We start from the raw sequence: 20,876 nt of genomic DNA on the forward strand, positions 1-20,876 counted from the left end.
GATGGAGGCCCGCGCCGCGGCCCATGGTTGACCCATGCGCCTGACGGTTGGTAGCGCACTCGCATGACGACAGTTCCGCAGGGCGCGCTCGCCGGGGTGCGCGTGATCGACATGTCGCACCAGGCCGCCGGCCCCTGGTGCACCACGCTGCTCGGCGACATGGGCGCCGACGTGATCAAGGTCGAGAAGGCCGGCCGCGGCGATTCGATCCGCCACGCCGACCGCTCGGGCAAGCTGCCGCCGCACATCGGCGGCCCCAACTTCCAGGGCCTCAACCGCAACAAGCGCGGCATCTGCGTCGACATCGGCGAGGCCGCCGGCGTCGAGCTCATCCGCCGTCTGGTGCGGGACGCCGACGTCTTCGTCGAGAACTTCCGCCCCGGCGTCATGGACCGCAAGGGCCTCGGCTTCGAGGATCTGAAGCGCATCAATCCGCGCCTGGTCTACTGTTCGATCACCGCCTTCGGCGAGACCGGCCCGATGGCGCAGAAGCCCGGCATGGACCTCATCCTGCAGGCCACCGGCGGCATCATGGCGCACACCGGCGAGGAGGGCGGGCCGCCGATCAAGTCGGCGCCGCCGGTCGCCGATCTCAACACCGGCATCTACGCCGCCTACGCCATCCTCGGCGCCCTGTTCGCGCGCCAGCGCACCGGCGAGGGCCAGCGGGTCCACGTGGCGATGCTCGACGCGGTGTTGTCGCTGTTCGCCGACAACGCGGTGAACGTGCTGATGGAGGGCACGCACTTCGGCCGCTTCGGCAGCGGGCATCCCGATCTCGTGCCCTACCAGGCCTTCCCCGCCAGCGACGGCTACTTCATCGTCGCCTGCCTCACCAACGCCTTCTTCAAGCGCGTCTGCGTGGCGCTCGGCCGCGAGGACTGGCTCAACGACCCGCAGATGGCCACCAACCCGGCCCGCGTCGCGCGCCGCGCCGAGGTGGTGGAGACGCTGAGCGCGATCTTCCGCCAGAACACCTGCCAGCACTGGATCGACCTCATGGAGCAGCACGACGTCCCGAGCTGCAAGGTCATGGCGCTGCACGAGATCCTCGCCGATCCGCAGATCGCCGCCAACGGCCTCATCCACCGCTTCGACGATCCGACGCGCGGCCCCATCACCACGCTGGGGCCGCCGGTGCGCATGTCGGGCACCCCGACCCAGCACACCCGCGTCGCCCCGATGCTCGGCGAGCACACGGCCGAGGTGCTGCGCGAGCTCGGCCTCGACGACGGCGAGATCGCGGCGCTGCGCGCGGGCAACGTGATCAACTGAGCGCGCGGGAGGGCACCCCCGGCGGGGCGCCCTCCCGCGCGCGACGGCTCGTCGCCTACGGCGTCTTCGCCTTGAAGGTGCTCCCGCTGCTGGTCACCACGTTGCCGGCGGAGAAGCTGGCGGCGACGCAGAAGCCCGAAGCGGTGTTCACGAGTTGCGCGTCGACCGGGAAGGCGAGCGAGCCGAGGGGCGGGTCGGGGAGGTTGTTGCCCTTCCCCTTCAGCACCACCTTGGCCTTGCCGCCGCTGCCGCTCTTCACCAGCGCCTTGAGGATGCCGCCGGGCGAGCCGGCGGGATCGCTGTACTTGTAGCCCTTCCCGCCCCCCGTCCACCTGGCCCCCGCCGGCAGCGCGGCGGAGGCCATCAGCGCGCCGCCGGTGTACAGGCAGAGCGCGTAGTCGGCCGACGCGGTCGGATCGGCGAGCTGCGCCGGGGTGATCGCCCCGCCCTTGATCCACTTCCACAGCAGCTTGTCCTTGCCGCCGCCGTTCTGCTTGAGGAGCAGCAGCGACTGCGGCGCGGCGACGCAGCCGCCGCGCGGCGCGTCGTCGTACACGCAGCCGAGGGCGTCATCGCAACTGTCGGCCGTGCACCCATCGCCGTCGTCGCAGTCGAGCGGCGTGCCCGGCAGGCAGGCGCCGGCGCCGTCGCACGTCTCGTCGCCGTCGCACAGGGTCGCATCGGCGCAGGAGCTGCCGTTCGCCTCGAAGCTGCAGGTGGCGGAACAGCAATCGCCGCCCACCGCGTTGCCGTCGTCGCACTGCTCGCCGAGCTCGACCATGCCGTCGCCGCACACCGCGCCCGAGGCGAAGACGATCCCGGTCGCCGCCGAGGTGACGCCGCGCGCGAACGGCGAGCCGGTGACCGACGTCAGCGCGCCGCTGACGCCGTTGATGCGGTAGACGCTGACGCTGTTGGCGGCGACGTTGAAGAAGCCGTTGGCGACGAACACGTAGCCGAAGGCGCTGGCGACCCCGCCCGGCGACACCGCGTCGGTGGTGAAGGGCGAGCCGGCCACCGGCGCCGGCACGCCGCTCACCGGGTTGACGGCGTAGACGCCGAGCCGGTTGGTGGCGTAGTTGGCGCCGATCAGGAACTCGCCGCCGGCGGTCATCGCCAGATCCGAGGCGGCGGTGGCGAACGGCGAGCCCGCCATCGGGGTCAGGGCGCCGCCGCCGCCGACGGCGTAGCCGCTGATCGAGGCGCCGAGGTTGGCGACGTAGTAGAAGGCGCCGTTGGGGCTGAGGACCGCGCCGTGCTCCATGGCGACGGCGGCGAACGGCGAGCCGGCGACCGGCGTGAGCGCGCCGCTGCCGTCGATGTCGAAGACGCCGATGTTGGCGGAGTTGTCCTGGCTGACGAACAGGCGGCTGCCGGCGGCGTCGATCTCGAGGTCGAACGGACTGAGCGAGCCGATCGGCAGCACGTACGGGCCCGCCGCGTTGACGGTCATCGCGCCGGTCGCCGGATTGACGTCGAAGATGGTGATGGTGTTGGCGCAGAAATCGGCGACGTAGAGATGCTGGGCGTCGGGCGTGCACGCCAGGCCGGTGGGACAGGCGCCGGTCGGATACGGCGAGCCGGCGGCCGGCGTCAGCACGCCGGTGCCGCCGGCGAGCGTGAACACCGAGACCGTGTTGCCGCCGCCGTTGCTGGCGAACAGCAGGTTGCGACAGACGGCGATGCTGTCGATGTCGGCGTTGAATCCGCCGACGCCGCCGGTGGCGAAGGGCGAGCCGGCGAGCGGCGTCAGGGCGCCGCTGCCGAGGTTCACCGCGTAGCCACTGACCGAGTTCACCGTTGCGTTGTTGTTGACGTAGAGAAACTGCGCGCCCGCCGGAGCGGCGAGCACCACGCCGATGGCGGCCCAGCCGAGGCACAGGCAACGCGCCGCGCGGCGGCGCGGCGGACGGTCTCCGATCATTCGCTGGTCCCCCTCCCCGCCCTTCTTAGTCCGCCGCGCCCCCATTTCGGAAGCGGCGGATGTCGCGCCGGGCACCGAGCCGGGGCGCGCGGTGCCGCCTCCTACGCCTCGGTGAGGAGCCCCTTGCCGGGGACGTGGTTGATCTCCAGCCGGATGCCGTCGGGGTCCTCGAACAGCACCGAGTAGTAACCCGGGGCCCAGGCGCCCTCCTCGGGCGGGTGGACGATGGTGGCGCCGCGTTCGCGCAGGAAGGCGTGCGCGGCGTCGACGTCGGCGCGTTCGCGGGCGCGGAAGCAGACGTGGTGCAGGCCGACCCGCTGTTGCACGAAGCGCTCGCCGCGCCGCTCCGGCGCCGCCGGCTGGATGCCCACGGCGGTGCGGCCGCCGACGCAGTACAGCAGCCCGTCGAACTTCATCACCGTCTGCAGGCCGAGGAAGTGGAGCAGCGGCTCGTAGAACGCGACGGCGGCGTCGAAGCTCGACACCGTCAGGAAGATGTGGGCGACGCCGTTGATCTCCATGCTCCCTCCAATGCGCCCGGCCGTCACGCCGGCGGCCGGGCGTAGCGCTCGATCAGCTCGCGCTTGCGCACCTTGCCCTGCGGCTCGCGCGGCAGGCTGGCGACCAGCTCGACGCGGCGCGGACACTTGTAGTGCGACAGATCGCGGCGGCAGAAGGCGATCAGGTCCTCGGCGGTCGCGGTGGCGCCGGACCGCAGCTCGACCACCGCCAGCACCGACTTGCCGAGGTCGGGATCGGGGACGCCGATCACCGCCACATCGGCGACCGCGGGATGGGCGGCGAGCACGCCCTCCACCTCGGCCGGGTAGACGTTGGCGCCGCCGCTGATCACCAGGTCGGTGCGGCGATCGGCGATGAAGAGGTAGCCGTCGTCGTCGAGCCACCCGAGGTCGCCGGCGGTGAACATGCCGTCGCGGAATGCCGCCCGCGTCTGCTCCGCGGCGCCGCGGTAGCGGAACTGCATGCCCGGCGCGCGCACGTAGATGAGGCCGACCTCGCCGCGCGGCAGCGGTCGGCCGGCGTCGTCGAGGATGTGGATCTCGTGCCCCGGCCAGGGGGTGCCGACGCTGCCCGGCTTGCGCAGCCACTCCTCGGCGGTGATGCGGGTGAACCCGCCCTCCGAGGCGCCGTAGAATTCCGTCACCGTGCCGGGCGGGAAGACCTCCAGGATGCCGCGCTTCACCGCCGCCGGACAGGGCGCCGCGGAGTGCATGATCAGCCGCACCGAGGACAGGTCGTGGCGCGCCCGTTCCGCCGCCGCGAGCTGCAGAATGCGGCTGAAGTGGGTCGGCACCATGAAGGCGTTGGTGACCCGGTGGCAGGCGATCAGCTCGAGCGCCGCGGCGGCATCGAAGTGCGGCATGATCACCACCGTGCCGCCGATCAGCAGGTGCACCTGCGCGTAGCTCGCCGGCCCGGTGTGGTAGCAGGGGCCGGCGACGAGGGTGACATCGCCCGGGCCGAGGCCCCACATGCGGGCCATGCCGAACAGGGCCAGGTGCGCCGTCGCCGGATCGGCGGCGCGCTCGATGCCCTTCGGCCGGCCGGTGGTGCCGGAGGTGTAGATCATGGTGTTGAAGCCGCCGCCGACGAAGGCATCGGCGAGCGGCGCCTCGTCCTGCGCCGCCAGCACCGCTTCGTACGGCCGGCCGCGTTCGGCGGCGCCCACCACCCAGCGATGCGCGTCCGGCCAGTCGATCTCCGCCGCGGCGCGGTCGACCTCGGGGGCGAGCGCCGCGGCGGCGAGCAGGACCTTGGCACCGGAGTCGGCGAGCATGTAGGCGATCTCCGGCCCCTTGAGGCGATAGCCGATCGGCACCAACTGGGCGCCGAGCAGGCCGACCGCGTTCAGCAGCTCGAACCACTCGCAGCCGTTCGGCAGCGCCGCGCCGACCGCGTCGCCGACCCCGACGCCGGCGGCGCGCAACGCCCGCGCCAGCCGGTTCACCCGCCCCGCCAGCTCGCCGTACGTGCGGCGCTCGTCGCCGGCGATCAGCGCCACCGCCTGCGGCCGCGCGCGCGCGTGGTACGCCAGGCCGAGCGCGTCGACGGACAGCGACATGCGGCGCTTCTACGCAGGGACCACCCGCCTGTCGAGGACCCGCGACACGGCCGCGCCGGCGCGGCGCGGACCGTCCCCCCTGTTCGCGGGCCGCGCGGTGTGAGATGCACGGCCTGGCGAGGAGGTGGCGATGCGGAGCAGAGCGGGAATGTCGCGGCGCGCGCTGCTGCGGGCGGGCGCCGCCGGTGCCGCCGGGCTGGCGCTGGGAACGACGGCGCGCCGGGCCACGGCGCACTCGCCGGCGGCCTACGTGCCGAGGCCCGATCCCACCCAGTACGTGTTGCGGGTCGGCGCGACGATGCAGAACCCGGACGGCGCGCGGGCGGTGCCCGCGGTCACCGCCGACGGCGCCCTCCCCGGCCCGACCATCCGCGCCCGCGAGGGCGATCTGCTGCGCATCCAGGTCGAGAACCACCTCGCCGATTCGCCGACCAGCATCCACTGGCACGGACTGCTGGTGCCGGCGGCCATGGACGGGGTGCCCGACGTCTCCACCCTGCCGACCGCGCCCGGGCGGGTATCGGTCTACGAATTCCCGCTGCGGCAGAGCGGCACCTACTGGTGGCACTCGCACTGGGGCTTCCAGGAGCAGGTCGGCCTCTTCGGCCCGCTGGTGATCGACGCCGCCGACGCCCCCGCGCCGGCGCACGATCCGGTGGTGATGCTCAGCGACTGGCTGCACCGCAGCCCGGCAGCGGTGTTCGCGGCGCTGCGCGGCGCCGCCGGCGCGGCAACGCCGGACGCCAGGCCGATGGCGGCGATGAAGCAGCCGATGGCGGGCACGGCGGGCGGCAGCGAGGCGATGGCCGGCCGGCCCATGGGCGGCATGGACACGCCCGATCTGTCCGACGTGACCTACGACGCGTTCCTGCTCAACGGGAAGGGCCGCAACGCGCCGTGGAGCTACGCGGCGCCGGTCGGCGAAGCGATCCGCCTGCGCCTGGTCAACGCCGCCGGCTCGACCTACTTCAGGGTTCGCCTGGACGGCCACCCGCTGCGCATCACCCACGCCGACGGGCTGGCGGTCGAGCCGCTGGAGGTCGATCACCTGCTGATGGGCATGGCGGAATGCTACGACGCCGAGGTCGTCCTCTCCACGCCCGGAGCCTACACCCTGCACGCGGTGGCGCAGGACGGCTCAGGCCAGGCGGTCGGCGTCCTGCACACGCCGGACGTCGCGCCGCAGGCGAACCTCGCCATGCCGGCGTTCGACGGCCGGGCGCTCGGCTATGCCGCGCTGCGCGCCGCGGCGCCCACCACGCTCCCCGACGGTCCCCAGCGCGCCTTCGACCTGCCGCTGCAGGGCGACATGGCGCGTTACCGCTGGATGATCGCCGGCCAGGCGTATCCCGACGCCGACCCGCTGCCCATCCGCGAGGGCGATCGGGTGCAGGTGACGATGAGGAACGAGACCGGGATGTGGCATCCCATGCACCTGCACGGCCACTTCTTCCGCCTGCTGCAGGGCGGCGGCGATCGCTGCCCGCTCAAGCACACGGTCAACGTCGCCCCCGGCGAGACCGTGCGCATCGAGTTTCTCGCCGACAATCCCGGCAACTGGTTCTTCCACTGCCACAACGTCTACCACCTCGAAGCCGGCATGGCGCGGCAGTTCCAGTACGCGGTGTAGCCGCGGCCCGCGTGGTCGCGGCTACAGCAGGCTCTCCGGCACCTCCACCACCTTGGCGCGCAGGTACTCGCCGAGGGTCTTCGCCTGCGGGTCGCTGCGCAGCGAGGCGGCGACGCCGTCGCCCAGCAGGCCCCGCACGACGAAGTTGAGCGCCAGCAGGTTCGGCAGCTCGTACCGCTCGACCGGCAGCTCGCGCGCCTCGGCGATCAGCTCCCGCACGCGCGCGACGGTGAGGAACGACGCCAACCAGGCGTAGGCCTCCGGCGTGCGCGCCCAGACGCCGACGTTGGCGTTGCCGCCCTTGTCGCCCGAGCGCGCGCCGCAGAGGACGCCGAGCGGCACGGCGCGCGTCGGCCCGCCGGGCGCGCGCGGCAGCGACGGCGCCGCCGCCGCCGGCGGCGTGAACGCCGCCGGCAGCGTCACCGGCGGAATGGCGATCGCCTCGTCGCCGATCACGACGCGATGCTCGAGGGCCTGCGAGGCCACCAGCGCCGGCCAGAAGACGCCGACCTGCGAGGCGTCTCCCGGCGGGCCCGTGCCGGTGAAGCCCGGATAGCTGGCGAGCGCCATCTCGATGGCGGCGCCGCTGAAGCGCCGGCCGACCTTCTGCTGGTCCGCATCGCGCACCGCGATCGTGAGGTAGGCGAACGCCTCCTCGTTGCTGCCCGGATCGGGGCGATCGCCGCGGCGCAGGGTCACCCGCGACTCGGCGAACTGCGCCCGCCCGCCGAGCAGGTCCCACAGGGTCTCCTCGGCGAGCCGCGCCTTGGCCTCGATGTCGAGGCCGGTGAGGATGAAGGTCATCGCGTTCTTCCAGCCGCCGGCGTGGTTGATGCACACCTTGGTGGTCGGCGGCGGCGGCTCGCCGCGCACGCCGCGCACCAGCACCCGATCCGGGCCCTCCTGCTCGACCGCGATGGTGTCGAAGCGCGCCGTGACGTCGGGGTTGGCGTACGCCGGGCCGCCGATCTCGTACAGCAGTTGCGCCGTCACCGTGCCGACCGACACCAGGCCGTCGCTGCCCGGGTGCTTGGTGATGACGCAACTGCCGTCGGCGCGCAGCTCGGCGATCGGGAACCCCGGGCGGTGCAGGCGCGGCACCTCGGCGAAGAAGGCGTAGTTGCCGCCGGTGCACTGGGCGCCGCACTCGATGATGTGGCCGGCGACGACGGCGCCGGCGAGCGCGTCCCAGTCGTCGCGCCGCCAGCGGAAGCGCCAGGCGGCCGGACCGACCACCAGCGCCGCGTCGGTGACCCGCGGACAGATCACCAGGTCGGCGCCGCGCTCGAGCGCCGCCGCGATGCCGAACCCGCCGAGGTAGGCGTTGGCGCTCATCACCGGCGCCTGCAGGTCGGCGAGCGGCACGCCCTTGTCGAGATGGACGAAGCGCTCGCCCGCCGCCTGCAGCGCGTCGAGCCGCGGCATGAGATCGTCGCCCTCGACGTGCGCCACCGTGGCGCGCAGCCCCAGCCGCTCGTACAGCGCGCGCGCCGCCGCCGCGCAGCCGGCCGGATTGAGCCCGCCGGCGTTGACCACGATCTTGATGCCGCGCTGCAGGCAGCTCGCCGCCACCTCCTCGAGCTGGCGCAGGAAGGTGCGGGCGTAGCCGAGGTTCGGGTCGCGGAAGCGGTCCTTGAGCAGGATCAGCAGCGTCAGCTCGGCGAGGTAATCGCCGGTCAGCACGTCGATCGGCCCGCCCTCGACCATCTCCCGCGCCGCGCTCAGGCGATCGCCGTAGAAACCGGAGCAGTTGGCGATGCGAAGGGCGTCGGTCATGGGGCGCTCATCCCGCCGCGGACGCGGCGGTCATTCGGCCTCCGCCCACGACGGCTTGCGCTTGCCGGCGAACGCCATCATCCCCTCGGCCGCCTCGGGCGACGAGAAGAGCGCGGCGATCTTCTCCTGCGTGTAGGCGAAGGCGTCGTCCATCGACAGGTGGGGGACGGTGCGGACCAGCCGCTTGGCCTCGCGCACGGCGTTGGGGCCGCCGAGGGCGATGGCGTCGACCACCGCCTGCACGGCGCTGGCCAGCCGGTCGGCGGGCACGACCTCGTGGACCAGGCCGTAGCCGCGCGCGTCGGCGGCGGTGAACGTCTCGCCGGTGAGGAAGAGTCGCATGCCGTTCTGGACGCCGATCTTCGGCAGCACCACCACCGAGATCATCGCCGGGATGACGCCGATGCGCACCTCGCTGAAGGCGAACTTGGCCGACTCGACGGCGATGGCGATGTCGGCCACCGCGGTCAGGCCGACGCCGCCGCCGAAGGCGTGGCCGTTGACGGCGGCGATGACCGGTTTGGGCCCGTCCCAGATCAGGCGCAGGATCTCCACGAACGGGTTGCGCGCGCCCCCGCCCTGCGCCGCCTGGCCGCCGCCCGCCTTCAGGTCGGCCCCGGCGCAGAAGGCCGGCCCCGCGCCGGTGAGGACGACGGCGCGCACCGCATCGTCGTCCATGGCCTGACGCAGACCCGCCTCCAGGCCCTGGAGGATCGACCCCGACAGGGCGTTGCGGCTCTGCGGCGCGTTGAGCGTGATCCACGCCGCGCGCCCGCGCTTCTCGTAGAGAACGTCACTCATACTCACCCCAGGAGATTCCACCGCAGAGGCGCAGAGGCGCGGAGACAATCTGCGTGATCTCCGCACCTCTGCGTCTCTGCGGTGAAACGATGGATCACTCCAGCGCCTCCAAGACGACCATCACCGCGTCGGGGTCGACCATCTGTCCGACCTCGACCCGCACCGCGGTCACCGTCGCCGGCGCATTGGCGGTGAGCGGGTGCTCCATCTTCATCGCTTCGAGGACGACCATCACCGTCCCCTTCTCGACCCGGTCGCCGGGCTTCACCAGCACCTGGCGGACGATGCCCGGCATCGGCGCCAGGCAGCCGCTCGTCAGCTCGTCGCCGGCGCGCGGCGGGAAGCGCGGCTGCTCGACCAGGGTCGCGCCGCCGAGCGGCCCGTGCAGGTAGATGGCGTCGCCGTCCACCGCCACCGCGAAGCGGCGGCGGACGCCGTCGATCTCCAGCGCGATCGCCTCCGGGTCCCACGCCGCACAGAGGACGCGGCCGCCGCGCTCGCCGCAGGCGACGGTGAAGGCGCCGTCCGCCTCGGCGACGTACTGCACCTCCAGGCGCTCGCCGGCGCACAGGAACGCGACGTCCTGCGGCCGCCAGCGATTGTTGCGCCAGCCCGACGGCAGGCTCGCCGGCAGCGGCGACTCGCCGCCGCGGCGGCGCCGCTGGTGGCCGTCGATGGCGGCGGCGATGGCGTGGATGCGGTCGGCCTGCGGATCGCGCCGCGGCGCGCGCGCCGACGCCGGCAGGTGGCGGTCGATGAAGTGGGTGTCGATGGCGCCGGCGCGCAGCTCGGGATGGGCGAGGAGCGCGAGCAGGAAGTCGCGGTTGGTGGTCACCCCGCCCACCGCCAGGCCGCGCAGCGCCGCGATCAGGCGATCGATGGCGACGGCGCGGGTCGGTCCGTGGGCGATCACCTTGGCGAGCAGCGGATCGTAGTGGACGCTCACCAGGCTGCCGCGCTCGACGCCGCTGTCCCAGCGCACGCCGGGCACCGCCGGCGGCTGCCACAGCGCCAGTCGGCCGGTGGCCGGCAGGAAGTCGCGCTCCGGCGCCTCGGCGTAGAGCCGCGCCTCGATGGCGTGGCCGTCGATCGTCAGCGCGTCGAGCGCCGCCGGCAGCGGCTCGCCCTCCGCCACCCGGATCTGCAACGCCACCAGGTCGAGGCCGGTGATCGCCTCGGTCACCGGGTGCTCCACCTGCAGCCGGGTGTTGACCTCGAGGAAGTAGAATGCGCCGCGCTGGTCGACGATGAACTCGACGGTGCCGGCGCCGACGTAGCCGATCGCCCGACCGGCGGCGACCGCCGCCTCGCCGAGGCGCGCCCGCAGCGCCGCGTCGACCACCGGCGACGGCGCCTCCTCGATCACCTTCTGGAAGCGACGCTGGATCGAGCACTCGCGCTCGAAGAGGTGGAGCACGCGGCCGTGCGCGTCGCCGAAGATCTGCACCTCGATGTGGCGCGGGGCGTCGAAGTAGCGCTCGAGCAGCAGCGTGTCGTCGCCAAAGGCGCGCTGCGCCTCGCGACGCGCCGCCGCCAGCGCGTCGCCGAGCGCCGCCGCCTCGCGCACCAGGCGCATGCCCTTGCCGCCGCCGCCGGCCGATGCCTTGATCAGCAGCGGGAAGCCGACCCCTTCGGCGGCGGCGCGCAGGGCCGCGTCGTCGAGCCCGGCGCCGGATGCGCCGGGCACCACCGGCACCCCCGCCGCGGCCATGATCTCGCGCGCCCCGACCTTGCTGCCCATGCGGCGGATCGCCTCCGGCGGCGGGCCGATGAAGGTCAGGCCCGCGGCGGCGCAGCGGGCGGCGAAATCGGCGTTCTCGGCCAGGAAGCCGTAGCCGGGATGGACCGCATCGGCGCCGGTGGCCGCGGCCGCGGCGAGCAGGCGATCGATCGAGAGGTACGACTCGAGGCTCGGCGCCGGGCCGATGCGCACCGCCTCGTCGGCCTCGTCGACGTGCGGCGCGCCGGCGTCGGCGTCGGAAAAGACGGCGACCGTCCGGATGCCGAGGGCGCGGCAGGTGCGGATGACCCGGCGCGCGATCTCGCCGCGGTTGGCGATGAGCAGTGTGCCGATCATCGGCGCCGCTCCCTGGCCGGCTCGCTCGTCACATCCGGAACACGCCGTAGCCGGACGTGCCTCTGATGACGTTCGAATGGATCGCCGACAGCGCGATCCCCAGGACGGTGCGGGTGTCGCGCGGGTCGATGATGCCGTCGTCCCACAGCCGCGCGGTGGCGAAGAAGGCGGACGACTCCTGGTCGATCTGCTCGGTCACCATCCGCCGCATCATCGCGTCGCCGCCCTCGTCGAAGGGCTGGCCGGCGCGCTCGGCGGCCTGGCGGCGGACGATCGACAACACGCCGGCGAGCTGCTCGCCACCCATCACCGCGATGCGGTGGTTGGGCCAGGAGAAGACGAAGCGCGGGTCGTAGGCGCGGCCGGACATGCCGTAGTTGCCGGCGCCGTAGGAGGCGCCGATCATCACCGTCAGGTGCGGCACGCCGCTGTTCGACACCGCGTTGATCAGCTTGGCGCCGTCCTTGATGATGCCGCCCTCCTCGTAGCGCCGGCCGACCATGAAGCCGGTGATGTTCTGCAGGAAGAGGATCGGCGTATCGGTCTGGTTGCAGAGCTGGATGAACTGGGCGCCCTTCTCCGAGGACTCCGAGAACAGGATGCCGTTGTTGGCGAGAATGCCGATCGGATAGCCGTGCAGGTGGGCGTAGCCGGTCACCAGCGTCGGTCCGTACGCCGGCTTGAACTCGTGGAAGCGCGAGCCGTCGACGATGCGGGCGATGACCTCCTTGACGTCGAACGGCTTGCGGACGTCGATCGAGGCGACGCCGAGCAGCTCCTCGGGGTCGTACAGCGGCGCCTCGACGGCGACCCGCTTCGACCAGCCGAGCTTGCGCCAGTTGAGCTGGGCGACGATCTCGCGACCGAGGCGGATGGCGTCGCGCTCGTCCTGCGCCAGGTAGTCGGAGACGCCGGACACCCGGCTGTGCATCTCGGCGCCGCCCAGCTCCTCCTCGCTCGAGTCCTCGTGGATGGCCATCTTCACCAGCGGCGGTCCGCCGAGGAACACCTTGGCGCCGCCCTTCACCATCACCACGTAGTCGGACATGCCGGGCACGTAGGCGCCGCCGGCGGTCGAGTTGCCGAACACCAGGCAGACGGTGGGAATGCGCTCCGCCGAGCGGCGGGTGATCTCGCGGAACCCCTTGCCGCCGGGCACGAAGGTCTGCGCCTGGAACGGCAGGTCGGCGCCGCCCGACTCGGTGAGGTTGATGATCGGCAGCCGGTTCTGGGCGCAGATCTCCATGGTCCGCGCGCTCTTCATCAGGCTGTACGGGTTGAGCGTGCCGCCCTTCATGGTCGGCTCGTTGGCGGTGATCACGCACTCGACCCCGGACACCACGCCGATGCCGGAGATGACGCCGCCGCCCAGCCCGAACTCGGTGCCCCAGGCCGCCAGCGGCGCCAGCTCGAGGAAGGGCGAATCGCGGTCGAGCAGCAGCTCGATGCGCTCGCGCGCCATCAGCTTGCCGCGCGCCAGGTGGCGCTGGACGTACTTCTCGCCGCCCCCCAGCCGCAGCAGCGCCAGTTGCTCGTTCAGGTACCCGATCTGCTCGAGAAAGCCGGCGCGGTTGGCCTGGAAGGCCTCGGAACGGGGGTCGGCGTGGCTGCGCAGGACGTCCATGGGGTGCGAATCGGCCGCTTACAACGCCACGCCCGCCCGGCGAGGTCAAGGCGCCGCCGCGGCCGGCATCGCCCATCGCCGCGCCCGCGCAGGGTCCCGTTCACGACGCCGGATGCGGGTGGAACGGCAGGCCTTTCCACCACAGGCGCAGCGCCTGCCAGTAGATCGCCGCCGAGACCGTCGCCGTCATCGCCGGGAAGCGCGCCAGGGCGCGCGTCAGGGACGCCGTCGTGAGCGGGCGCCGCTCCAGCGCCAGCGTGGCGTCGAACACCCGCTCGCCGGCGCGCCAGTTGCGCATGTGCACCGCCAGGCGGCGCCCCGGCGTCGTGAAGCGCCACTCGTAGTCCTGGTCCATCGGCATGAAGGGCGAGACGTGGAAGCGCTTGCCGAAACGGAAGCGCAGCATCCGCTCCGGCCCGACGGCGTCGTCCGCCCGCAACACGTACGCGTGGCGCTCGTTCCACGGCGTGTTGGTGATCTCGGCGACGATCGCCGCCGGCGCCGCCCCGCCGCCGTCCCAGCAGTAGTAGAAGGTCACCGGATTGAAGACGTAGCCGCAATAGCGCAGGTGGGTGAGCATGCGCACCGGACCGTCCGGGCGCGACCCGGTGCGGGCCGCGACGAGATCGCGTACCGCCTCGCCGAGCGGCTGTCGCCGATCCCCCAGGTAGTCGGCGCGATGGAAGGCGGCGACGCCGCGCCGCTCGTAGCGCCACAGCCAGCGCCCGGTGAACAGCGCGGGGAGCTCGTCGAGATCGAGGTAGAGCATGAACAGCCGGTAGCTGAAGACGTGCGGCCGCGGCGCGTGGCGCCGGTGCCGCACGCGGCCGACATAGAGCGCGCTCGCCGGCGCCGCGGTCGCGGCGCTCATGCCGCGCGGGTCAGCGCCGTCGGTCCGTCCACCGCGAGCGCCGGCGCCAGCCCGAGCTGACGCGCCACCGCCAGGCCGCTGCGCACGCCGTCCTCGTGGAACCCGTAGCCCCAGTAGGCGCCGCAGTAGAAGGTGCGATTGACGCCGCTGATCTCCGCCCAGCGCCGCTGCGCGGCGACGCTGGCGCGGGTGGCGGTCGGGTGGTGGTAGGTCATGCGGGCGATGACCCGCGCCGGGTCGATCGCCGCGGAATGATTGAGGGTGACGCAGAACGGCTCCGGCGATTCCAATCCCTGCAGCAGGTTCATGTTGTAGGTCACGGTCGCCGCCTCCGGCGTGGCGGCGAGCAGGTGGTAGTTCCATGCCGCCCAGGCGCGGCGACGGCGCGGCAGCAGGCGCGCGTCGTGGTGCAGGACGGCCTCGTTGCGCTGATACGGCATGGCGCCGAGGATGGCGCGCTCGGCCGGGGAGGGGTCGGCGAGCAGGCGCAGCGCCTGGTCGCTGTGGGTGGCGATGATCACCGCCTCGAAGCGCTCGCTGCCGGCGGCGCTGGTGACGCGGACGCCGTCGGCGCGGCGTTCGATGCGCGACACCGGACAGGCGAGGCGGATGCGCTGGCGGAAGCCGCGGGTCAGCGGCTCGACGTAGCGCTGCGAGCCGCCGCTGACCACTCGCCAGCGCGGCCGGTCGCGCACCGACAGGAAGCCGTGGTTGGCGAAGAAGCGGACGAAATAGCGGGCCGGACACTCGTGGATGGCGGCGGGATCGGCGGACCAGACCGCCGCGCCCATCGGCACGATGTGCTGCTCGATGAAGCGCCGCGAGTAGCCGGTGGCCGCCAGGTAGGCGCCGAGCGTCAGGTCGTCGCCGGCGTCGAGCAGGCGCGGCGCCTCGCGGTAGAAGCGCAGGATGTCCGCCACCATGCGCAGGAACGATGGCCGCAGCAGGTTGCGGCGCTGCGCGAAGAGGCGGTTGAGGTCGGTGCCGTTGTACTCCAGGCCGTCGCGCTCGTCGCGGACGCTGAAGCTCATCGTCGTCTCGTGCGAGGCGACGCCGAGGCGCTGCAGCAGGCGGCAGAAGTTGGGATAGGTGCGTTCGTTGAAGACGATGAAGCCGCTGTCGACGTCGTAGCGGCGCCCGAAGCGCGCGATGCGATGGGTGTGGGTGTGCCCGCCGACATGGTCGCCGGCCTCGAAGACCACGAGGTCGTGCGCCGACGCGGCGAGCGCGGCGCTGACCAGTCCGGAGATGCCGGTGCCGATGACGGCGATGCGCATCGCGCCCTCAGGCCACGGTCAACGGCCGCCGCATCACCAGTTGCAGGTCGCTCAGGTAACGCACCGCGAACGCCGCCTCGCAACTGGCGAGGTAGAACTCCCACAGGCGCAGGAAGCGCTCGTCGAACCCGAGCCGGCGCACCGCGTCGCGGCGCGCCAGAAAGCGCTGCCGCCAGTCAGCGAGGGTGCGCGCGTAGTCGGGCCCGATGTCGCGCAGCGATTCGATGCGCAGGCGCGTCACCCGTCGCAGCGAATCGGTGATGCCGTGCAGCGAGGCGAGCAGGCTGCCGGGGAAGATGTACTTGCGCAGCCAGTCGTAATCCCGCCGGTAGCGCGCGAAGCCCTGGTCGGGGATGGCGATGGTCTGCAGGAAGAGCGTGCCGCCCGGCGCCAGCAGCCGCTCGCAGGCGGCGAAAAAGGCGTCGTAGTAGGCGAAGCCAACCGCCTCGAACATCTCGATCGAGACGAGGTGGTCGAAGCGCCCGCGCATGGCGCGATAGTCGCGCAGTTGGATGTCGACCCGGTCCCGCAGGCCGGCGGCGGCGACCCGCTCCGACGCCAGCCGCTGCTGCTCGGCGGACAGCGTCAGCGACGTCACCCGGGCGCCGTAGTGGGTCGCGGCGTGCAGCGCGAACGACCCCCAGCCGCTGCCGATCTCCAGCACGTGCTGGCCGGCGCGCACCCCGATGGCGCGGCAGATGCCGTCGAGCTTCTCGCGCTGCGCCTCGGCCAGCGTCGCCCCCGGCCGCGCGTAGACCCCGGCGCTGTAGGTGAGCGACTCGTCGAGGAAGAGGCGGAAGAAGTCGTTGCCGAGGTCGTAGTGGTGGCGGATGTTGCGCCGGCTGCCGCGCCGCGTGTTCGCCTCGCGCAGGCGGCGCACGGCGTGCACGAGGCGCGACCCGAGCCGCCACGGCGAGGCGTCGTCGAGCACCGACTGGTCGCGCACCACCAGGGCGCACAGCCGCACCAGGTCGCTGCACGACCAGTCGCCGTCGACGTAGGACTCGCCAGCCCCGATGTCGCCGCCGAGCAGCAGGCGGCGGAAGAACCGCCATTCGTGCACGTGCAGGGCGAGCGGCTGCTCCCCCGCCGCCGGCACGCCGAGCTCGCGCACGCTGCCATCGGGCAGGGTCAGCGAGAGCCGCCCCTCGCGCCAGCGCGCCAGGCGATCGAGCACCACGCGCGCGGCGAGGCGATCCAGTTTTGGCAGCGACCGCTCGCGCAGGGCGTAGCCGGCCGTGGAGTGAAGTGAGGACATCAGACGTTGCTCTCGGGCCCGCGACCGCCGGGGACAACCCGGCGGTCGCACGCGGTGGGGTCGGGAAGTGGACGCGGCGCCGCGGGGTCGCCGGACGGCGCCGCCGGCGGGTCAGGCCGCCTGGCGATAGAGGAAGCTGATCGGCTTGCGCTGCTCGAGCGGCACCCGCACCCAGGCCGCGACGACGCCGCGCACCCAGCTCACCTCGAGGCCGAACAGGTGGCAGAGGCGCACGAAAGAGAACGGCCACTCGACGTCGTCGAGCGCGATCCACTCCAGCGCTTCCTCCACCCGCCGCCGGTGGGCGAGATTGCCGTGGTGGTCGCGAATCTCGACCAGCGCCGACGCCAGCACCGCGGCGGCCAACTTCTTCTCCGGCGTCCACTGCGTCGCCGCCGGCAACTGCGCCGGCAGCAACTCGCCGCCGGCCATCAGATCGTCGATCACCGCCAGGCCGGCGCTCAGGAACGAGCCGCGCGGCGCCTCGCTCGCCGGCGATGGAACTGGGCCTCCTGCGATCTCCATGACATGGCTCCTCTCTCGCGGGTCGCCCCGCGCTCAGGCCCCGCCGCGCTGGGCGCGCAGGCGAGCCGTTTCCGTCTCCAGCACCGACATCCGGTCGATGACCACGGCGCGCGTGGCGCCGAGCAGCGCCGCCGCAGCCGCCGCCTGACGGCCGCCGAGCCAGAGCTCGGTGGTCGCCGGCAGATCGCGCTCCACGCGCCGCACCTCGGCGACGCTCGCCTCGAGGCTCTCGGCGTTCGCCACGCCGAGCCCGACCACCGCGGCGTGCGACCGTCGCGCCGCCGCCGTCACCTCCGCCGCCGGCAGGTCGACGCCGAGATAGCACAGGCCACAGCCCGCCTCGGCGACGACCAGTCCCGCCATCAGCAACCCCAGCTCGTGGCGCTCGCCGCTCGCGGTCGCCAGCAGCACCGTCGGCTGTCCCGAACGCCCGCGCGTGCGGAGGACGCCAGCCAGCACGTTCTGCACGAGACCGGAGACCAGGTGCTCGTCGGCGACCGACAGCCGGCCGTCGCTCCAGCGCTCGCCGACGTCCACCATCAACGGCGCCGCGACCTGCTCGACGAACGCGCGCGCGCCGAGCGCCATCAACGCGTCGCCGACACAGCGATCGAGCGCCGCCCAGTCGAATCGCTCGAGAGCGTTCACCGCCTGCGTCAGGATCTCGCTGCTCGCCCCCGTCGCCGTCGCCGACGACCGGCTGGCCGGCTCCGCCGCCCCGACCAGGTCCTGCAGCGCCACCCGACTGAGCCGCGCCACGTCGCCGATCGCCCGCCCCGAGGACACCGCGCGCCGCAACAGACGCAACTGCGCGACATCCTCGGCGCTGTAGAGCCGCGCCCCGCGCGGCCCGCGGGTCGGAGCGACCACCCCGTAGCGCCGCTCCCAGGCGCGAATGACGTCGGCCGTCAACCCGGTCAGACGCGACACGGTCCGCAATGGCAATGCGTCGTGGCCGTTCTCCGACTTCGTCACCGCAGCGTCCATTTCCGTCCTGCCCCTCACAGCTCATCCACTAGCCTGCGGCGAAACATCTGTCAATCTTTGTCTGTCTCTGTCACCCTTCTGTTCTCGATAAAGTCAGGTTTAGTCAGGTTCTGACCTTGACCGATTGCAAATGCCGGATAGAGTCGATCGAGTCGGCGGTAGGGAGGGCGGCGGGGTGGCGGAAGGCCCGCGGCGTGCCGGCAGCGAGAGTGGAGAGCGAATGAGGGTCGTCGTCAGCGGAACGAGCGGACGCTTCGGGCGTCCCCTGGTCGGACGGGTGCGCGCGATCGCCGCGGTGCCGTCGCGCCAGCGGCCGCGGGCGCTGGTCGCCGCGTCGGTCATCGGCGTGCATGACGATCGGCAGCACCGCAGTGCCTTCACGGCCCACGCCGGCGGCACGCTGGTGCGCGACCGGGTCCGCTATCGCCTGCCGTTCCGTGCCCTCGACGATCTCATCGCCGGGGGGCCGGCCGCCCGCGACCTGCAGCGTATCTTCGACAACCGGCGCGGCGCCGTCGCCGCGCTCTTCGCCGCGCCGGTGGCAGACACCCAGGAGGCATCGTGAGCTCGCTCATCGCTTCACCGCGGCGCGCGGTCGCGGCGCCGCTCGACGCCCTCGTCCGCGCCGCCGTCGCCATCGGCGAATCCGGCCTGGTGCCCGATCCGCTCGCCCGTTTCGCCATCCGCCGCCTGTGCGCCGAGCGCCTGCGCGACGAGGGCCGGCGCGCCGACGGCGACGGCCATCGCGACGTCCTGCGCAGCCTGCGCCACGGACCGCTCGCCCTGCACGTCGACGCCGCCAACGCGCAGCACTACGAGCTGCCGCCGGCCTTCTTCGAGCGCGTGCTCGGGGCGCGGCGGAAGTACAGTTGCGCGCTATGGAGCGACGGCATCGAGAACCTCGACCACGCCGAGGAGGCGATGCTCGACCTGAGCTGCCGCCGCGCCGGGCTCGAGGACGGGATGCGCGTCCTCGACCTCGGCTGCGGCTGGGGCTCGCTGACCGAGTGGATCACCGAGCGCTACCCGCGCTGCCGCGTCGTCGCGGTGTCCAACTCGCGGCCGCAGGGGGAGTTCCTGCGGGCCCTGCTGGCGCGCCGCGGCCGCGGCGACGTCGCGGTGGTGACCGCCGACGTCAACGACTTCGATCCGGGCGCCCGCTTCGACCGCATCCTCTCGATCGAGATGTTCGAGCACCTGCGCAACTACCAGGAGCTGCTGCGCCGGGCCGCCTCCTGGCTGGCGCCCGGCGGCCGCCTGTTCGTCCACGTCTTCGCCCACCGCGCCTACGTCTATCCCTTCGAGCCGGCTGGCGCCGGCGACTGGATGGCCCGCACCTTCTTCACCGGCGGACTGATGCCGTCGCACGATCTGTTCGCCCACTTCCAGGACGATCTCCGCCTCGAGGACCAGTGGTGGCTGCCGGGCTGGCACTACCAGCGCACCAGCAACGCCTGGCTGCGCCGACTCGACGCGCAGCGCGATGCCGTGCGCCAGCTCTTCGCCGCCACCTACGGCGCGGGGGAGGCGCGCCGCTGGCTGGCGCGCTGGCGTCTCTTCTTCCTCGCCTGCGCCGAGCTCTTCGGGTATCGCCGCGGCCGCGAGTGGGGGGTGTCGCACCATCGTTTCGCGCCGCGGTGAGGCGGGCGACCGCGACGCCGCCCGCCGCCCGTTGAGTCCGCCGCCGCATTCGGCATATGCACTCGCCGCATGTCGCGCGATCCGGTCCTCGAACGCTGTGCGCTGGCGGCGCTGGCGGCCGGGCGGGCCATTCGCGACGCGGTGCACGCGATGCCGCCCGCGGCGCGCGGGCACCCAGCGCCGGCGGCGCTGAAACCGGGGGAACAGATCGTCCTCGCGGTGGATGCCGCCGCCGAGGCGATCGGCCTGGCGCACCTCGAGCGGTTGAGCGCCGAGATCGGCTGTCCGATCGCGCTGCTGGCCGATGCCGCGCGCGGCGCGCTGCTCACCGTCGGTTCGCGTGGGGGCGGCGAGCGGATCTACGCCATGCTCGACGCCGTCGACGGCACGATCAAGGTCGGCGGTCTCGGCAACGCCGCCGACGGCAGCGCGGTGCGCGTCGCCAACGACGGCGGCTGGGGCGTCGGCTTCGCCTGCACGGCGCCGACCCGCGCCGCACTCGACGCGCTCACCCTCGGCGACTTCGCCGTCGCCGTCGTGGTGGACGGCAACCCCACCCGGGTGCGCGTCCATCCGCACGAGGTGGTGGCGCTGCCGGACGACGCCGGCCCTGCGGCGTACGACCTGTCGGACCGCCCGGCGGTGCGCGCCGCCCTGCGCCGCGCGCCGCGGGTGTTCACGTCGACGCAGACGACGCTGGCGCAGGCGGTGGTCTACCTCGACGGCTTCCAGGCCTTCGACCGCCAGTCGGCGCTGGCCGGCGACGAAGCGTTGATCGTCGAGCTCTACCGCCGCCTGCTCAACCGCCACGAGGGCGGCGCCTTCGACGTCTGGCGCCAGTACGGCAACCTCAGCGCCCTGCTGCGCCTGCTGCTCGGCTGGCGCGGCGACCGGCCCTGGATCGAGTCGCAGGGCGGCGGCTTCGTGGTGGTGAACGAGAACCTGGCCAACCTGGTTCCGGCGGTGCCGCTGATCCTCGCCGCCGGCGGCTGCTCGGTCGACTTCACCGGCCGCCCGCTCGCCGAGCGGCGCCTGGTCGATGGCCGCGCCAGCGTCATCCACGCCGCCAACGAAGTGCTCTGCGCGCGGCTGCTCGCCATCGTCGGCGCCGCCGCCGGAGCCTGAGG

The 20,876-nt window shown here is 73.1% G+C and carries 17 protein-coding genes; 5 read left to right on the forward strand and 12 right to left on the reverse strand.

The window, feature by feature from the left end; genetic code table 11:
• The first annotated feature begins 63 nt into the window (after positions 1-63).
• Complete coding sequence (locus KF840_20030) at positions 64-1,275, forward strand: CoA transferase (protein ID MBX3027194.1); 1,212 nt, start codon at positions 64-66, stop codon at positions 1,273-1,275.
• Between the two features lie 55 nt (positions 1,276-1,330).
• Here the strand turns inward: KF840_20030 and KF840_20035 are convergent, their stop codons facing one another.
• From KF840_20035 to KF840_20045, 3 genes are all read right to left on the reverse strand, one after another.
• On the reverse strand, positions 1,331-3,199 hold the full coding sequence (locus KF840_20035) for a beta-propeller fold lactonase family protein (GenBank protein ID MBX3027195.1): 1,869 nt from the start codon (positions 3,197-3,199) through the stop codon (positions 1,331-1,333).
• Between the two features lie 101 nt (positions 3,200-3,300).
• On the reverse strand, positions 3,301-3,720 hold the full coding sequence (locus KF840_20040; GenBank protein MBX3027196.1) for a VOC family protein: 420 nt from the start codon (positions 3,718-3,720) through the stop codon (positions 3,301-3,303).
• A 23-nt stretch (positions 3,721-3,743) separates the two neighbouring features.
• The gene (locus tag KF840_20045; protein MBX3027197.1) at positions 3,744-5,282 is read right to left on the reverse strand and encodes an AMP-binding protein; all 1,539 of its coding nucleotides are present in this window, start codon (positions 5,280-5,282) and stop codon (positions 3,744-3,746) included.
• Positions 5,283-5,412: 130 nt separating this feature from the next.
• On the opposite strand from KF840_20045, the gene KF840_20050 reads away from it, so the two are divergent.
• Entirely contained in the window at positions 5,413-6,912 is a 1,500-nt protein-coding gene (locus KF840_20050; GenBank protein ID MBX3027198.1) for a multicopper oxidase domain-containing protein, read from the forward strand.
• Positions 6,913-6,933: 21 nt separating this feature from the next.
• Here the strand turns inward: KF840_20050 and KF840_20055 are convergent, their stop codons facing one another.
• From KF840_20055 to KF840_20095, 9 genes are all read right to left on the reverse strand, one after another.
• A complete protein-coding gene (locus KF840_20055; GenBank protein MBX3027199.1) occupies positions 6,934-8,688 on the reverse strand; it encodes a DUF1446 domain-containing protein in 1,755 nt (584 codons plus the stop codon).
• 30 nt (positions 8,689-8,718) lie between these two features.
• Positions 8,719-9,489: an enoyl-CoA hydratase/isomerase family protein gene (locus KF840_20060; GenBank protein MBX3027200.1), complete on the reverse strand. Its 771-nt coding sequence runs from the start codon at positions 9,487-9,489 to the stop codon at positions 8,719-8,721.
• A 94-nt stretch (positions 9,490-9,583) separates the two neighbouring features.
• On the reverse strand, positions 9,584-11,566 hold the full coding sequence (locus tag KF840_20065; protein ID MBX3027201.1) for an ATP-grasp domain-containing protein: 1,983 nt from the start codon (positions 11,564-11,566) through the stop codon (positions 9,584-9,586).
• A 28-nt stretch (positions 11,567-11,594) separates the two neighbouring features.
• Entirely contained in the window at positions 11,595-13,190 is a 1,596-nt protein-coding gene (locus tag KF840_20070) for an acyl-CoA carboxylase subunit beta (protein MBX3027202.1), read from the reverse strand.
• 100 nt (positions 13,191-13,290) lie between these two features.
• Complete coding sequence (locus KF840_20075; protein ID MBX3027203.1) at positions 13,291-14,061, reverse strand: DUF1365 domain-containing protein; 771 nt, start codon at positions 14,059-14,061, stop codon at positions 13,291-13,293.
• Entirely contained in the window at positions 14,058-15,338 is a 1,281-nt protein-coding gene (locus tag KF840_20080; protein ID MBX3027204.1) for an FAD-dependent oxidoreductase, read from the reverse strand. Before KF840_20080 ends, KF840_20075 begins: the two co-directional genes overlap by 4 nt.
• Positions 15,339-15,345: 7 nt before the next feature.
• Positions 15,346-16,596 carry a class I SAM-dependent methyltransferase gene (locus KF840_20085; GenBank protein MBX3027205.1) on the reverse strand — a complete coding sequence of 417 codons (1,251 nt, stop codon included), beginning with the start codon at positions 16,594-16,596 and terminating at the stop codon, positions 15,346-15,348.
• A 111-nt stretch (positions 16,597-16,707) separates the two neighbouring features.
• The gene (locus KF840_20090; protein ID MBX3027206.1) at positions 16,708-17,121 is read right to left on the reverse strand and encodes a hypothetical protein; all 414 of its coding nucleotides are present in this window, start codon (positions 17,119-17,121) and stop codon (positions 16,708-16,710) included.
• A 33-nt stretch (positions 17,122-17,154) separates the two neighbouring features.
• The gene (locus tag KF840_20095) at positions 17,155-18,096 is read right to left on the reverse strand and encodes a MerR family transcriptional regulator (GenBank protein MBX3027207.1); all 942 of its coding nucleotides are present in this window, start codon (positions 18,094-18,096) and stop codon (positions 17,155-17,157) included.
• Positions 18,097-18,328: 232 nt separating this feature from the next.
• Between KF840_20095 and KF840_20100 the strand changes: the two genes are divergently transcribed.
• The 3 genes from KF840_20100 (at position 18,329) to KF840_20110 (ending at position 20,874) form a co-directional block, all read left to right on the forward strand.
• Positions 18,329-18,673, forward strand: coding sequence for a hypothetical protein (locus KF840_20100; GenBank protein ID MBX3027208.1), 345 nt, complete (start codon positions 18,329-18,331; stop codon positions 18,671-18,673).
• 71 nt (positions 18,674-18,744) lie between these two features.
• Positions 18,745-19,749 carry a class I SAM-dependent methyltransferase gene (locus tag KF840_20105; protein ID MBX3027209.1) on the forward strand — a complete coding sequence of 335 codons (1,005 nt, stop codon included), beginning with the start codon at positions 18,745-18,747 and terminating at the stop codon, positions 19,747-19,749.
• Between the two features lie 69 nt (positions 19,750-19,818).
• The gene (locus KF840_20110) at positions 19,819-20,874 is read left to right on the forward strand and encodes a hypothetical protein (GenBank protein MBX3027210.1); all 1,056 of its coding nucleotides are present in this window, start codon (positions 19,819-19,821) and stop codon (positions 20,872-20,874) included.
• Positions 20,875-20,876 lie beyond the last annotated feature (2 nt).

Source organism: bacterium, from assembly GCA_019637795.1.
Taxonomy (GTDB): domain Bacteria; phylum Desulfobacterota; class Binatia; order HRBIN30; family CADEER01; genus JAHBUY01.

Bases quoted from the DNA above. Each gene is read 5' to 3' on its own strand.
- KF840_20030 (MBX3027194.1), top strand. From the start codon at position 64: ATGACGACAGTTCCGCAGGGCGCGCTCGCCGGGGTGCGCGTGATCGAC.
- KF840_20035 (MBX3027195.1), bottom strand. From the start codon at position 3,199: ATGATCGGAGACCGTCCGCCGCGCCGCCGCGCGGCGCGTTGCCTGTGC.
- KF840_20040 (MBX3027196.1), bottom strand. From the start codon at position 3,720: ATGGAGATCAACGGCGTCGCCCACATCTTCCTGACGGTGTCGAGCTTC.
- KF840_20045 (MBX3027197.1), bottom strand. From the start codon at position 5,282: ATGTCGCTGTCCGTCGACGCGCTCGGCCTGGCGTACCACGCGCGCGCG.
- KF840_20050 (MBX3027198.1), top strand. From the start codon at position 5,413: ATGCGGAGCAGAGCGGGAATGTCGCGGCGCGCGCTGCTGCGGGCGGGC.
- KF840_20055 (MBX3027199.1), bottom strand. From the start codon at position 8,688: ATGACCGACGCCCTTCGCATCGCCAACTGCTCCGGTTTCTACGGCGAT.
- KF840_20060 (MBX3027200.1), bottom strand. From the start codon at position 9,489: ATGAGTGACGTTCTCTACGAGAAGCGCGGGCGCGCGGCGTGGATCACG.
- KF840_20065 (MBX3027201.1), bottom strand. From the start codon at position 11,566: ATGATCGGCACACTGCTCATCGCCAACCGCGGCGAGATCGCGCGCCGG.
- KF840_20070 (MBX3027202.1), bottom strand. From the start codon at position 13,190: ATGGACGTCCTGCGCAGCCACGCCGACCCCCGTTCCGAGGCCTTCCAG.
- KF840_20075 (MBX3027203.1), bottom strand. From the start codon at position 14,061: ATGAGCGCCGCGACCGCGGCGCCGGCGAGCGCGCTCTATGTCGGCCGC.
- KF840_20080 (MBX3027204.1), bottom strand. From the start codon at position 15,338: ATGCGCATCGCCGTCATCGGCACCGGCATCTCCGGACTGGTCAGCGCC.
- KF840_20085 (MBX3027205.1), bottom strand. From the start codon at position 16,596: ATGTCCTCACTTCACTCCACGGCCGGCTACGCCCTGCGCGAGCGGTCG.
- KF840_20090 (MBX3027206.1), bottom strand. From the start codon at position 17,121: ATGGAGATCGCAGGAGGCCCAGTTCCATCGCCGGCGAGCGAGGCGCCG.
- KF840_20100 (MBX3027208.1), top strand. From the start codon at position 18,329: ATGAGGGTCGTCGTCAGCGGAACGAGCGGACGCTTCGGGCGTCCCCTG.
- KF840_20110 (MBX3027210.1), top strand. From the start codon at position 19,819: ATGTCGCGCGATCCGGTCCTCGAACGCTGTGCGCTGGCGGCGCTGGCG.